General features: G+C 38.3%; 12 protein-coding genes. 5 read left to right on the top strand and 7 right to left on the bottom strand.

Going from position 1 to position 14,188, the window contains the following annotated elements; translation table 11 throughout:
• Window positions 1-3: 3 nt before the first annotated feature.
• The 4 genes from menB (at window position 4) to JEP36_RS07105 (ending at window position 5,142) form a co-directional block, all read left to right on the top strand.
• Window positions 4-861, top strand: coding sequence for a 1,4-dihydroxy-2-naphthoyl-CoA synthase (gene menB / locus JEP36_RS07090; protein WP_109374133.1), 858 nt, complete (start codon window positions 4-6; stop codon window positions 859-861).
• Window positions 861-1,832: an o-succinylbenzoate synthase gene (gene menC, locus JEP36_RS07095; protein WP_196533809.1), complete on the top strand. Its 972-nt coding sequence runs from the start codon at window positions 861-863 to the stop codon at window positions 1,830-1,832. The genes menB and menC overlap by 1 nt, the downstream gene beginning before the upstream one ends.
• Window positions 1,820-3,244, top strand: coding sequence for an o-succinylbenzoate--CoA ligase (gene menE, locus JEP36_RS07100; protein ID WP_198619776.1), 1,425 nt, complete (start codon window positions 1,820-1,822; stop codon window positions 3,242-3,244). Before menC ends, menE begins: the two co-directional genes overlap by 13 nt.
• A 170-nt stretch (window positions 3,245-3,414) precedes the next feature.
• Window positions 3,415-5,142 (top strand): M10 family metallopeptidase C-terminal domain-containing protein, encoded by a 1,728-nt coding sequence (locus tag JEP36_RS07105; RefSeq protein WP_198630028.1) that lies wholly within the window; start codon window positions 3,415-3,417, stop codon window positions 5,140-5,142.
• 108 nt (window positions 5,143-5,250) lie between these two features.
• Here JEP36_RS07105 and JEP36_RS07110 read toward each other — a convergent pair whose 3' ends face one another.
• Window positions 5,251-6,705: a catalase gene (locus JEP36_RS07110; protein ID WP_198619778.1), complete on the bottom strand. Its 1,455-nt coding sequence runs from the start codon at window positions 6,703-6,705 to the stop codon at window positions 5,251-5,253.
• A 283-nt stretch (window positions 6,706-6,988) separates the two neighbouring features.
• Here JEP36_RS07110 and JEP36_RS07115 point away from each other — a divergent pair, with 283 nt between their 5' ends.
• Window positions 6,989-7,531 carry a YfaZ family outer membrane protein gene (locus JEP36_RS07115; RefSeq protein ID WP_100158496.1) on the top strand — a complete coding sequence of 181 codons (543 nt, stop codon included), beginning with the start codon at window positions 6,989-6,991 and terminating at the stop codon, window positions 7,529-7,531.
• 85 nt (window positions 7,532-7,616) lie between these two features.
• Here JEP36_RS07115 and tyrP read toward each other — a convergent pair whose 3' ends face one another.
• From tyrP to ubiG, 6 genes are all read right to left on the bottom strand, one after another.
• Window positions 7,617-8,768 carry a tyrosine transporter TyrP gene (gene tyrP, locus JEP36_RS07120; protein WP_232797505.1) on the bottom strand — a complete coding sequence of 384 codons (1,152 nt, stop codon included), beginning with the start codon at window positions 8,766-8,768 and terminating at the stop codon, window positions 7,617-7,619.
• Window positions 8,769-9,009: 241 nt separating this feature from the next.
• Entirely contained in the window at window positions 9,010-9,243 is a 234-nt protein-coding gene (locus JEP36_RS07125; RefSeq protein WP_109374138.1) for a YgdI/YgdR family lipoprotein, read from the bottom strand.
• Between the two features lie 91 nt (window positions 9,244-9,334).
• A complete protein-coding gene (gene yfaE / locus JEP36_RS07130) occupies window positions 9,335-9,613 on the bottom strand; it encodes a class I ribonucleotide reductase maintenance protein YfaE (protein ID WP_109374139.1) in 279 nt (92 codons plus the stop codon).
• 25 nt (window positions 9,614-9,638) lie between these two features.
• Complete coding sequence (nrdB, locus tag JEP36_RS07135) at window positions 9,639-10,769, bottom strand: class Ia ribonucleoside-diphosphate reductase subunit beta (protein ID WP_109374140.1); 1,131 nt, start codon at window positions 10,767-10,769, stop codon at window positions 9,639-9,641.
• 11 nt (window positions 10,770-10,780) lie between these two features.
• Complete coding sequence (nrdA, locus tag JEP36_RS07140) at window positions 10,781-13,072, bottom strand: class 1a ribonucleoside-diphosphate reductase subunit alpha (protein ID WP_198619780.1); 2,292 nt, start codon at window positions 13,070-13,072, stop codon at window positions 10,781-10,783.
• 348 nt (window positions 13,073-13,420) lie between these two features.
• Window positions 13,421-14,158, bottom strand: a complete 738-nt coding sequence (gene ubiG / locus JEP36_RS07145) for a bifunctional 2-polyprenyl-6-hydroxyphenol methylase/3-demethylubiquinol 3-O-methyltransferase UbiG (protein ID WP_198625785.1) — start codon at window positions 14,156-14,158, stop codon at window positions 13,421-13,423.
• Between the last annotated feature and the right edge of the window lie 30 nt (window positions 14,159-14,188).

Here is a 14,188-nt window from a genome sequence, read left to right on the forward strand (position 1 = left end):
ATTATGCTTTACCCGAGCGAAGAAAAATTATATGCACCGATTGAATGGCAGGATTGTTCTGAAGGTTTTGAAGATATCCTCTATCATAAATCAGTCGATGGCATTGCAAAAATTACGATTAACCGCCCGCAAGTGCGTAATGCTTTCCGTCCTTTGACAGTGAAAGAGATGATCCAAGCATTAGCGGATGCTCGTTATGATGACACCATTGGTACTATCATTTTAACGGGTGCTGGTGAAAAAGCGTTCTGTGCAGGTGGTGACCAAAAAATTCGCGGGGACTACGGCGGATACCGTGATGATAGCGGTACACATCACCTGAACGTGTTGGATTTCCAACGCCAAATCCGTACGTGTCCAAAACCTGTTGTGGCAATGGTCGCGGGTTATTCTATCGGTGGTGGCCATGTGCTTCATATGATGTGTGACTTAACCATCGCTGCTGAAAACGCAATTTTTGGTCAAACTGGTCCTAAAGTCGGTTCTTTCGATGGTGGCTGGGGCGCTTCTTATATGGCACGTATTGTAGGCCAAAAGAAAGCACGCGAAATTTGGTTCTTATGCCGTCAATATGATGCAAAAGAAGCATTAGAAATGGGATTAGTGAATACCGTTGTTCCTTATGCTGATCTTGAAAAAGAAACGGTGCGTTGGTGTCGTGAAATGCTGGAAAATAGCCCAATGGCATTACGTTGCTTAAAAGCTGCATTAAATGCAGATTGTGATGGTCAAGCGGGTCTTCAAGAATTAGCAGGTAATGCAACCATGCTGTTCTATATGACTGATGAAGGTCAAGAAGGCCGCAACGCCTTTAACGAAAAACGTCAACCTGATTTCTCTCGATTTAAACGTAACCCATAATGCGAAACGCCAAACTCTATTCATTCAGCCTTCCTGTTGATGCAGGCGTTGTGCTGCGTTATCAAAGGCTAAAATCGCGTGATGGTTTTCTTGTCTGTTTAGAGCAAAATGGCAAACAAGGATGGGGTGAAATTTCACCTCTTCCTGAGTTTAGCCGTGAAACTTTAGAACAAGCCCAAGAAGCCGCACAATCTTGGTTAACGGCTTGGTGTGCAGGTGAAAACCCTGTTTATAGTGAACTACCAAGTGTCGCTTTTGGTATTAGCTGTGCATTAGCAGAGCTTGAAGGTACTTTGCCACAAGAAGCGAATTATCGTGCTGCACCTTTATGTAATGGCGATCCTGATGATTTGATTTTAAGCCTTAATGATATGGAAGGTGAAAAAGTCGCTAAAATCAAAGTGGGTTTATATGAAGCTGTGCGTGATGGAATAGTCGTTAATCTGTTATTAGAAGCCATTCCAGACTTAAAATTAAGATTGGATGCGAACAGAAGTTGGACGCCAGCAAAAGCCGAAGGATTTGCGAAATATGTAAATCCTGCATGGCGAGATCGCATTGCATTCTTAGAAGAGCCATGTAAAACACCAGAAGAGTCACTCGCTTTTTCACAGGCTACAGGGATTAACATCGCTTGGGATGAAACTGTGCGTGATGAAGGTTTTGAAATCAAACCTCAAGCGGGTGTAACAACGATTGTTATCAAACCTACATTGGTGGGAAGTATTGAACGCTGCCAATCTTTTGTTGAACAAGCACATGCTTTAGGACTAGATGCCATTATCAGTTCAAGTATTGAAAGCAGCTTTGGGCTGACTCAATTGGCAAGAATTGCGCAGTGGTTAACGCCTAATAGCACTCCAGGGCTCGATACCGTTGATTTAATTAAACAACAACTTATTCGTCCTTGGCCAAATGTGGATATTCCACTTATCTCTCTTGAACAACTAGAGACAGTATGGCAACAGTAGTTCCATTTAAACAATGGCCGTGGCATCAATGGGCACAACTCTACCCAAATGAAACGGCCATCATTTCAGGTGTTTCACCTATTACATGGCAGCAACTCAGTTGTCATATTAATCACTTAGCTAACAATTTTGCTAAACAAGGTGTTGATACACAAAGCATAGTGTTGTTGCGTGGAAAAAATAATCTCAATCTTGTTTTTGCATTACTCGCTGTTTTTCAATGTGGTGCTAAGGTTTTACCTTTAAATCCACAACTTCCAAAGTCTTTACTTGATGATTTATTGCCTCATTTAAATATTGATTTTTATGCTGATCTGAGTGAGTCAACGCTAGATCTGGATGCGACTTTGCTTGATCTTAATGGTGTTGAGTTTAATAACACACCACGTCAACATAAAAATGAAATAGAAGATGTGCAGTGGGAGCCATCTCGTATGGCAACGCTTATTTTGACATCGGGCTCATCGGGTCTACCTAAAGCGGCTGTTCATACTTTTGATGCGCATCTTTGCAGTGCGGAAGGTGTTTTATCATTAATGCCCTTTGAGAAAGGTGATAGCTGGTTGCTCTCTTTACCTTTGTTTCATGTATCAGGACAAGGCATTTTTTGGCGTTGGTTGTTACGTGGCGCAACGCTGGTGGTGCGTGAAATGCATCCTTTTATTGATGCATTACAAGGTTGTACTCATGCTTCTTTAGTCCCTACACAGCTTTGGCGTTTCTTACAAAATAAAGCGCAACAAGATAGGCAACACTCGATCAGTTTAAAATCTGTTTTATTAGGTGGTGCGATGATCCCCATTGAATTAACGCAAGAAGCAGAACATTGGGGAATTCAATGCTGGTGTGGTTATGGCATGACCGAAATGGCATCCACTGTTTGCGCCAAACGCGCTGATGGTAAAGCGGGAGTAGGGCTACCATTAAAAGGCAAAGGTGTAAGAATACTCGATGATGAAATTCAGATTAAATCAGACAGTGTTGCTTTAGGTTATTGGTTTGATGGTAAATTAAAACCGTTATCACTCACTGCGGATGGCTGGTATTCAACACGAGATAAAGGTGACTTTATCGCTGATGAATGGTGTGTTTTAGGACGCTTGGACAATCTCTTTTTTAGTGCTGGCGAAGGTATTCAACCAGAAGATATAGAAAAAATTCTTAATACACATCCAAGTGTTAGTCAGTCTTTTGTTGTCCCTATTGATGATGCTGAATTTGGGCAACGTCCTGTCGCGGTTGTGGATGCAGAAATTGAAATAATCAATCAATTACCACAGTGGTATTACATCCGATTAGCAGGATTTCAACGACCTATTGCTTGCCTACAACTCCCTGAAAGCCTTAAAAATGGGGGAATTAAAATTTCCCGTAAACAAGTGCAAGAGTGGGTGAAAACTCAATTAGGGTAAATAGTTACCCTAATAAATAACACTTTATAGATAATATTATTAATTTAATAAATTGTTATTATTATATTGCTCGGTTGAACACTTTATATTTGTGTTTTTTTTTAAATATTATTGTTTTTGAGTACGTAAAATAATCATCTCTAATTAATTATTAATAGAGATTATCTTTTATGAAAGTAAATAATAAAGAAAAAACACCTGGATTTAATACTATTATTGATATCATGAAGACCATGATGCCAACATTAAGATCGGAAAATTCAGAGCTTGATAAAAGCATCACTAAAATAACATTTAGTTTTCCTGATTGGAGTCAATTAAGAGGTCAAGAATATAAAACCTTAACAACAATGAACGAAACACAAAAAAATGCGGTAAAAAAATCACTGCAACAATACAGTGATATTGCAAATATTGAATTTATAGAAAAAGATAATCAGCATGATACGCATATAAAATTTGGTGTTTATAACAATATAAATGAATTAACGAAAGATTATGATTACTCAACTTTAGGCGTAGCCTCGTATTTCAATGAACATTTAGATCAAAATAAAAAGATAGATAAAGTAAGTGATTACAGTTTAGATGGACAAGTTTGGATTAATATTTCTGAAACTGGGCTTATCTCTGTGGTTAATACAAGATTACATACAGAAGAAGAAAAAGAGAAACTACATTCATTTAAAGAGAATGCCGATGGTATTGTGACTTATTTTGAAGGATTAGATGACTGGATTTTCCTGTATAAAAATAACAATGATAATGGACATATAAATAATCCAGAAAAAACATTGGGTCTCGGCTCTGCAATAAGAAAAACGATAATACATGAAATAGGGCATTCTCTTGGTCTGTCTCATACTTTTACGAGTGATTCTGAGTTACCTGATATTGAAGAAAATAGCCTAAAATATTCAATTATGGCTTATGAAAAACCGAAAAAAGAATACGCAGATTTTGGCGTTAATTACCCAATGAATCCATTATTATTGGATACTTATCTTATCCAAAAATTGTATGGGAAGAATATGACCACGCGAACTGGTGATACAATTTATGGGTTTAATTCTAATACAGAAAGAGATTTTTATAGTTTACATTCGACAGATGATGTTTTGGTCAGTTGTATTTGGGATGCTGGTGGTAATGATACTTTAGATTTTTCACAATATAACGTAAATCAGAAAATTAATTTAAATGAAGGGACTTTTTCTGATGTCGGTGGATTACGTAGTAATGTTTCTATTGCTTTCGATGTCGTTATTGAAAATGCCAAAGGGGGGCTAAGAGATGATTATATTATAGGAAATAGTACGGATAATGAATTATGGGGTAATAAAGGAAATGACACATTATTAGGTCGAGAAGGTAACGATACGCTATATGGTGGGTTAGGCAATGATATTCTTTTCGGGGATGATGGAAACGATATTCTTATCGGTGAAGCAGGAAATGACGTTCTTTTTAGTGGCAGCGGCGATGATTTATTATATGCAGGGTCGGGTGATGATACATTAATAGCAAGTGCGGGAAATAATATTTTGTATGGTGGTTATGGTAATGATACCTTTATTATAAAAAATGGTAATAACATTATATCAGCTAACCAAGGAAAGGATATCTTTATTTTTAATTTATCAGAAAAGGCAAGTGGTAATAATGTTATTTTTGATTTTAATAAAGAAGATGATGTTCTATTATTTAAATCAGAAGTAGATGACCAAATTATTAATCCAAGATTAGTTCAGTCGTTTACAGGGAATAAAAATGAGTTAACGCTAGACTATGAAGACAATAAAACCATTATTAAGATTATGACGGTGGAAAATCTAAATGTGCCGAATTTAGTGATTAATGTTACCGGGCAATTTAGTTATGATGAGCTTCTTTGTTAACAAGAAAATAATTAGTTTAGCGATAAATAAAACCTCCTAATTACCAATATATTAATAACTAGGAGGTTTGTTTTTGCCGAGTTGCTCACAGGGCTTCTTATTATAGGGTTATTTAGCGTCTTTTTTTGCTAATGCTTTCATTGCTTTTTCAACACCAGCACCATATTCAGGATGGACTTTCTTAAATAGGGCAATTTGACGTTTTTGTGTATCTTTACTTGCTTGAATTAATTCGCCTGCGATGCGAGCAAACATACGTTGGTGCTCTTCATCACTCAGTAATTCATACAGTGCACGAGGTTGACTGAAGTAATCTTCATCTTCACGATGGTTCCAGTGATCCGCCGCGCCTTCGATAGATAATGGTGGCTCTTTGAAATTAGGCTGTTCTTGGAACATACCGCCATTATTTGGCTCATAGGTAATACCGCTGCCACTATTACCATCAACACGCATTGCACCATCACGATGATAATTGTGGAATGGGCATTTAGGAGCATTAACAGGGATCTGATGATGATTAACACCTAAACGATAGCGATGTGCATCACCATAAGAGAATAGGCGACCTTGTAGCATTTTATCTGGTGAAAAACCAATACCAGGAACGATGTTGGCTGGGCTAAATGCTGCTTGCTCTACATCAGAGAAATAGTTTTCAGGATTACGGTTTAATTCAAAATAACCCACATCGATTAATGGATAATCCGCATGAGGCCAAACTTTAGTTAAATCAAAAGGGTTATAAGGAACTTTCGAGGCTTCTTTCTCGGGCATTACTTGAATTTGTAAATTCCAACGTGGGAAATCACCGCGCTCAATAGCATCAAATAAGTCACGTTGTGAGCTTTCTCTGTCTTGACCTACTAGCATTTGCGCTTCATCATCCATCAGATTTTTAATGCCTTGTTGGCAACGGAAATGAAACTTAACCCAAAAACGCTCGTTATCTTTATTAATAAAGCTATAAGTGTGACTACCAAAACCATGAATAAAGCGATAACTTCTTGGTAAACCGCGGTCGCTCATATCAATGGTTAACTGGTGTAATGCTTCAGGTAAATGAGAGAAAAAATCCCATTTGTAAGCTAAATTACGCAGATTAGTTTTAGGGTCACGTTTTACAACGTGGTTTAAGTCAGGGAATTTCAAGGCATCACGAAGATAGAAAACGGGCGTGTTATTACCCACCATATCCCAGTTACCTTCTTCGGTATAAAATTTTAATGCAAAGCCACGAATATCACGTTCGGCGTCCGCTGCACCTCTTTCACCTGCAACAGTGGAAAAGCGAGCAAACATGTCTGTTTTTTTGCCCACTTTAGAGAATATTTTAGCACGAGTATATTTCGTAATGTCGTGAGTCACTTTAAATGTACCAAAAGCACCAGAGCCTTTTGCGTGCATACGTCTTTCAGGAATAACTTCACGATCGAAGTGAGCAAGTTTTTCTAGAAACCAGACATCTTGAAGTAACATTGGGCCGCGAGGGCCTGCTGTCATCGAGTTGTTATTGTCTACAACCGGTGCACCAGATGCCGTTGTTAGCTTTTTCTTTTCCATCACATATCTCCAGTTTATGAAATAATGAACGTTCTAAAAAATAGCATGTGTGAATAAAACGAAGCGAACAGCCTTATACTTATTATGGTTAATATTGACTGTAATTCCACTTTAGCAATAATAAACTCATTAATAAAACCAATTAGACCAATAACATTGATAGACGTAACTTATTTACATAGATTGAAAATTCTACAGATTAGCTTTCAATTTTAGCTAAAGTTGTTTAATAAATTTGTTGTATAATTATAAATTAGGACAATTATTTGCTGGAGTAATAACAATGAAAAAATATTTATTGGTCGGCGCTGTAAGTGCGTTATTTATGGCTGGTAATGCAAATGCAGTATCAATGAATATTCAAGCGGGCAAGCATTACACTGATGTTCGAGCGGGTTTAGGTGATCCTAACGCAGGGCTATCTTTTAATGGTAACTGGGCACGAAGTGATCATGATGGTCAGACGGGTAGCCTAGGTGCAAAATTCGCATTACCATTAGGACCTTTCTCAGCGAGTGTTGGAGGTAAAGCACTCTACTTATCACCAAAAAATGGTGATGATGGTGCTGCACTAGCGGGTGGTGTAGGTTTAAACTGGAATGTATTCCCTTCATTGAATGTTTATGGTGAAGCTTATGCTTCTCCTGAAGGATTAACCTCTGGCAGCAAATCTTATTATGAAGCCGATGTGGGTGCTCAATTAACAGTATTTAAACCACTGCACGTTAATGCAGGTTACCGTGTGATTGAAATCGAAAACTCACATAATAGAAGTAATAATAAAATTGCTGATGGTTTCTATGTTGGAGCTGGTTTAAGCTTCTAATTTAGAAAAAGCAGATAAGATCAAATAAAAAGCAGGTGTTGAAAAATCAGCACCTGCTTTTTTTGTTGTTGGTATAAGTGAGTATTTAGCCGACTTGTGGTAATAAACCAAAAGTGATAGCGATTTGAATACCAATAACCACCAGACCACAAATAAACACAATACCTAATGCACCTTTCCCGCCTTTAACTTTGTATTTATCTGCACCGTTTTGTTCTTGTCTAACTTTCCATACTAATAAAGCAGGTAGAAGCAACGCTAATATTGACAGGGCAATAGCGGCATAGGCTAATGCTTGTACAAAGTTAGGGAAATAAAGCGCGCATAGTAAAGGAGGCACAAACGTTAATAGGCTTGATTGCATACGCCCAGTTGCACGATTACTGCGTTTGAATAGGTCAGCAAGATAATCAAATAGACCTAATGCAACACCAAGGAACGAGGTTGCTAAAGCTAATGCCGCAAATAGGTTAACTGCAATATTCACGCGAGGTGTAGCAACGACATCACGGATAGCAGTAAGCAGACCATTTAATCCAGATTGTTGCGCCATAATTCCCATAAAAGTATTTGTTGGGATGGCACCTAATGTCGCAATTTGCCATAAAATATAAGCAACAAGCGGAATAGCACTACCAATAATAAAGATAATACGTAGCTTTTTAATATCGCCGTTCATGTAACTTACAATACTTGGCACACTACCGTGGAAACCAAATGAGGTAAAAATAACAGGAATAGCAGAAAGAATAAGCCCATACGCCACAGGCATTGAGGTTAAGTTTACTGATTCAACGTGAGGTAACATAACAATCAGCATAAATATGAGGAAGAAAACTTTTGCGGTAAACAATAGGCGGTTAATCATATCAACCGATGTTGTACCAATTCCTACCACCGCTCCACCAATCACTGTAAAGATAATGATACCTTGTGTGATAGAAAGCTCATGACCAATCCAAGACGAGAGTGTGGATGAGAGTAGTTCACCTGCACCACTAATATAAGCAGTTGTTAGCGCATACATTAATAGTAATAGTGCAAGTCCTGTGATCACTTGACCACCAACACCAAGATAGCGCTTTGCAATAGAGCCAAGACCAGTATGAGGATCATTGTATTGATAAACTTCCACCAGCAGTAACGCGGTATAGCTCATCAATAACCATAAGCCAACAAGCAATAGCATCATGGTGCTAAAACCAATACCCACGGCGGCCAGTGGCATTGCCAGCATACCTGCCCCAATTGTTGTTCCTGCAACAATAAAAACACTGCCTATAGTGCGATTCTTCACAAAATCCTCTGTTCTCTAAACTATTTTATTTATTTAAAAAGCAGGGTATAAGAATGGTAAATTTCTGTCAAATTTTAATTACGTATGCTGTAATGATTGGTTTACAAAAAGGATTTTGTGAATAAAAAAACGCCAATTATAAATATGAATTGGCGCTTTAAGAGAGATATTTATAGGAGCGTTAATCGTCAAGCTCTACCATTCGTCTTATTTGATCACGATTAATTTGTTTAATTTGTCCTGTTTCTGAATCTTTGTAGGTAATTAATCCAGTTGCTTCATCTTCTTGGGGTTTATCTGTTGTTAAAATTGTTTCCCCATTCACTGTTTCTATTTTTTGTGGACTTGAACAGCCCGCGACGAGCAGAATTGATGTGGAAATAGCAACAGCGGAGAAAATAGAACTTAATTTCATAATACTTTTCCTTTTTTATCAATGTTATTTGTAACTTTAGTCAAAGATGAACAAGAGTGTTAGGAAAAAGCCAAAATTAAGATAATTCAAATTACTCAGAGCAAATTTCTATTTCGATATCACTAATGGGATGGCAACTACAGGGGAGTATTTCATCGGCTTGGATAAACGCTAAAGGCTCATTGCGATAACACACTTTGCCTTTCACTAAGCGTAGACGACAAGAGCCACAATAGCCTTCACGACATTGGTATTCGACTTGGACTTTCCCATGCTCTAATGCATCAAGCAAAGAAGGATGGGTGTCAGTATGAAATTCTAAAGGTGTTGAAAGACCCTGCTGATGCAGGGTCACTTTATGAGATGCCATAACGTATCGGTGTTATTTCTCAGTATTACAGTTCAAAGTTACTTAAGTCATCAGTATCAACTTGTGAATCGATTTGACCCACGAGGTAAGAACTGACTTCAACTTCTTGAGGTGCAACTTGAACGTTGTCAGACACTAACCATGCATTGATCCATGGAATAGGGTTAGAACGTGCTTTAAATGGTAATTTAAGACCCACTGCTTGCATGCGAATATTGGTAATATATTCAACATATTGGCAAAGGATATCTTTATTTAAACCAATCATAGAGCCTTCAGAGAACAGGTATTCCGCCCACTCTTTTTCTTGCTCTGCCGCTTCAACAAACAGGTCATAACACTCTTGCTCACATTCAGCCGCAATTTCTGCCATTTCAGGATCATCTTGACCTGAACGCAGTAAATTCAGCATGTGCTGTGTTCCTGTTAAATGCAACGCTTCATCACGGGCAATTAATCGAATGATTTTAGCATTACCTTCCATTAATTCACGTTCCGCAAAGGCAAATGAACAGGCAAAGCTAACGTAGAAACGAATCGCTTCTAATGCATTGACGCTCATTAAGCACAGGTAAAGCTGTTTTTTCAGTTTACGCAGTGTAACGTGTACCATCTCGCCTTTGACTTCATGATCACCTTCACCAAACATATGGTAAAGATTAGTGAGTCTGATCAGTTCATCGTAGTAAGAAGAAATATCACGTGCACGTTTTAAAATTTCTTCATTTTCAACGATATCATCAAACACAACTGACGGATCGTTAACAATATTACGAATAATATGAGTATAAGAGCGTGAGTGGATGGTTTCAGAGAATGACCATGTTTCAACCCACGTCTCTAACTCTGGGATTGAGATTAAAGGTAAGAATGCCACGTTAGGGCTTCTTCCTTGAATCGAATCCAACAACGTTTGATATTTTAAGTTACTAATAAAAATATGTTTTTCATGATCAGGTAATGCATTATAGTCAATACGATCACGAGAAACGTCCACTTCTTCTGGACGCCAGAAGAAGGAGAGCTGTTTTTCAATTAGCTTTTCAAAAATAGGATATTTTTGCTGATCATAACGCGCTACGTTAACAGGTTGCCCAAAAAACATGGGCTCCTGAAGTTGATCATTTTTAACTTGTGAAAAAGTAGTATAAGACATAGCTTCCTCAATTAAATTTTACACGCGCCGCCTTCACAATCTGAATCTTCCGTCTCAACGACTTCTTCCAGATCACCCTGTACATCGTCTGCACCGTCACGGGTATTGTGATAATAAAGTGTTTTCACACCATATTTGTAAGCGAGCAGCAAATCTTTCAGCAGTTGGTTCATTGGAACCTTACCGCTAGGGAAACGAGTAGGATCGTAGTTAGTGTTTGCAGAAATCGCTTGGTCAACGAATTTTTGCATAATACCGACTAACTGCAAGTAACCTTCAATACTTGGCATTTGCCACAGTAATTCATAAGCGCCTTTCAAACGCTCATACTCAGGAACCACTTGACGTAAAATACCGTCTTTAGAGGCTTTAATACTGATATAACCACGCGGTGGCTCGATACCATTTGTCGCATTCGAAATCTGTGAAGAGGTTTCTGATGGCATCAGCGCGGATAGTGTTGAGTTACGTAAACCGTACTCTTTAATGTCTTTGCGTAAGCCTTCCCAATCGTAATGCAGTGGTTCATTGGTCAGTACATCTAATGATTTTTTATAGGTATCAATAGGTAAAATACCTTCAGCGTAAGTGGTTTCATTAAACCATGGGCATGCGCCTTGTTCTTTCGCTAATTCATTAGATGCTTTTAATAAATAGTATTGAATAGCTTCAAATGCACGATGAGTTAAGTTATTTGCACTACCATCAGAGTAGCGGACACCGTGTTTTGCTAAATAATAAGCAAAGTTAATAACACCAATACCTAAAGTACGACGACCCATTGCCCCTTTTTGAGCAGCCAAGATTGGATAGTCTTGATAATCTAACAAGGCGTCAAGTGAACGAACGGCTAAACGAGCAAGTTCTTCTAAATCATCAAGATTTTCAATTGCACCTAAGTTAAATGCAGATAACGTACACAGTGCAATTTCACCATTAGGATCTTTAATATCATTTAATGGTTTAGTTGGCAGTGCAATTTCTAAGCATAAGTTTGATTGGCGAATTGGTGCAACAGCCGGATCAAATGGGCTATGTGTATTACAATGGTCAACGTTCTGAATGTAAATGCGGCCAGTTGAGGCACGTTCTTGCATCATTAATGAGAATAACTCAACCGCTTTAACTTGTTTTTGGCGGATACTTTTGTCTTTCTCATATTGTACATATAAGCGTTCAAATTCGTCTTGGTCTGCAAAGAATGCATCGTATAAACCAGGAACATCAGAAGGGCTGAATAAAGTAATATCCTGACCTTTGATTAAACGCTCATACATTAATTTGTTTAATTGCACGCCATAATCTAAATGACGAACACGGTTATCTTCAACACCACGGTTATTTTTCAGTACCAGCAGGCTTTCAACTTCTAAATGCCATAATGGGTAGAATAAGGTTGCCGCACCACCACGAACACCACCTTGCGAGCAAGATTTCACCGCAGTTTGGAAGTGTTTATAGAAAGGGATACAGCCTGTGTGGAATGCTTCACCATTACGAATAGCGCTACCTAATGCACGAATACGACCTGCATTGATACCAATACCCGCACGTTGAGAAACGTATTTCACAATAGCACTTGATGTCGCATTGATAGAATCAAGGCTGTCGTCGCACTCAATTAAAACGCAAGAGCTAAATTGACGAGTTGGTGTTCTTACACCCGCCATGATTGGCGTTGGTAATGAAATTTTAAAGGTTGAAATCGCATTATAGAAGCGTTCGATATAGTCCATACGTGTTGCTTGTGGATAACGAGAAAACAAGCAAGCAGCGACTAGAACGTATAAAAATTGCGCACTTTCGTAAATTTCACCTGTAATACGGTTTTGAACGAAGTATTTGCCTTCTAATTGTTTAACCGCAGCGTAGGAGAAATTCATATCACGTTGATGAACAATAAAGTTATTCATCTGTTCGAACTCTTCTTGCGTGTAATCTTCGAGAAGATGGCGATCGTATTTGCCTAAATCGACTAATTTTTTAACGTGATCATATAGTGCTGGAGGCTCAAATTGGCCATACGCTTTTTTACGTAGATTAAATACGGCAAGACGGGCAGCGAGATACTGATAATCAGGCGTTTCAGCAGAGATTAAGTCTGCAGCAGCTTTTACCAGTGTTTCATGGATATCAGCAGTTTTGATACCATCATAAAACTGAATCTGAGAACGTAATTCAACTTGAGATACAGAGACATTTTCTAGACCTTCAGCGGCCCAGGCGATAACACGGTGAATTTTGTCTAAGTCAATGCGTTCTTTATGACCATCACGTTTTGTGACTAGCAGGCTGTGATTCATGAGCGATGCACCTTTCTTGCATTAGTGTTACCTGAAATTTTATACCGCAAAAAAACGCTCCCGATGACAATTTGTGTCAAGGAGTCTTGTGGTGTGAAATTTAAGGAAACACAATATATAGGGGTTGGTTCAAATGGTGATAACAAGATAAAGGTAATTGAGAGATTGATCAAGTGTACAAATCTGATTGTTTCTGTGGATAAATAGGGGATAAATTTTTTAATAACTGCCTGTACCCTGCATAAATACAGGCAGTAAGAAACACAAATTCAAGTGACAACGATGTAAAGTCAATTTTAAAAAATGTGATCGTTTGATGTTTTATTAAACCAAATCAAACTTTCAGTTTCATGAATTCGAGTTATGTGTCGATTGTGTGTGCACCATATAATTCACATCGACATTTGGCGCTAATCGGAATTTGTCAGTGATTGGGTTATAATGTAAACCAATCATATTTTTGCTACGTAAATCGGTTTCATCGACCCAACTAAGCAATTCTGATGGGCGAATAAACTTATTAGCATCATGTGTGCCTTTAGGTACCATATTCAGAATATACTCCGCACCTACGACCAGCATTAGCCACGCTTTTTTATTACGATTGATGGTTGAGAAGAAAACATTTCCACCAGGTTTTACCAGTTTTGCACAGGCTCTTACCACAGAAGATGGATCAGGAACGTGCTCTAACATCTCCATACAGGTAACGATGTCGTAAGTTTGTGGGTTGTCATTCGCGTGGTTTTCAACGGTATCTTGAATGTAAGTGACAGGTATACCCGATTCCAGTGAGTGTAAACGTGCAACTTGTAATGGCTCTGTACCCATATCAAGTCCAGTTACTTCAGCTCCAGCACATGCCATACTTTCAGACAAAATACCGCCACCACAACCGACATCTAGGACTTTTTTTCCAAATAGGCCGTCTGCGCGTTCTTGAATATAGTTGAGTCTTAGTGGGTTGATGCGGTGTAATGGCTTAAATTCACCTTCAAGATCCCACCACCGTGATGCGACGCTTTCAAACTTGTCGATTTCATGCTGATCCACGTTAGCATGTAAAGAGGTTGTTTTATCATTCATCAGAAAGTATTACTCCTATTTTCATATTGC

The organism is Proteus sp. PR00208 (assembly GCF_016238545.1).
Taxonomy (GTDB): domain Bacteria; phylum Pseudomonadota; class Gammaproteobacteria; order Enterobacterales; family Enterobacteriaceae; genus Proteus.

Bases quoted from the DNA above. Each gene is read 5' to 3' on its own strand.
- menC (WP_196533809.1), top strand. From the start codon at position 861: ATGCGAAACGCCAAACTCTATTCATTCAGCCTTCCTGTTGATGCAGGC.
- tyrP (WP_232797505.1), bottom strand. From the start codon at position 8,768: ATGCTGGCAATGCCACTGGCCGCCGTGGGTATTGGTTTTAGCACCATG.
- ubiG (WP_198625785.1), bottom strand. From the start codon at position 14,158: ATGAATGATAAAACAACCTCTTTACATGCTAACGTGGATCAGCATGAA.
- menE (WP_198619776.1), top strand. From the start codon at position 1,820: ATGGCAACAGTAGTTCCATTTAAACAATGGCCGTGGCATCAATGGGCA.
- nrdA (WP_198619780.1), bottom strand. From the start codon at position 13,072: ATGAATCACAGCCTGCTAGTCACAAAACGTGATGGTCATAAAGAACGC.
- nrdB (WP_109374140.1), bottom strand. From the start codon at position 10,769: ATGTCTTATACTACTTTTTCACAAGTTAAAAATGATCAACTTCAGGAG.
- JEP36_RS07105 (WP_198630028.1), top strand. From the start codon at position 3,415: ATGAAAGTAAATAATAAAGAAAAAACACCTGGATTTAATACTATTATT.
- JEP36_RS07115 (WP_100158496.1), top strand. From the start codon at position 6,989: ATGAAAAAATATTTATTGGTCGGCGCTGTAAGTGCGTTATTTATGGCT.
- menB (WP_109374133.1), top strand. From the start codon at position 4: ATGCTTTACCCGAGCGAAGAAAAATTATATGCACCGATTGAATGGCAG.
- JEP36_RS07110 (WP_198619778.1), bottom strand. From the start codon at position 6,705: ATGGAAAAGAAAAAGCTAACAACGGCATCTGGTGCACCGGTTGTAGAC.
- yfaE (WP_109374139.1), bottom strand. From the start codon at position 9,613: ATGGCATCTCATAAAGTGACCCTGCATCAGCAGGGTCTTTCAACACCT.
- JEP36_RS07125 (WP_109374138.1), bottom strand. From the start codon at position 9,243: ATGAAATTAAGTTCTATTTTCTCCGCTGTTGCTATTTCCACATCAATT.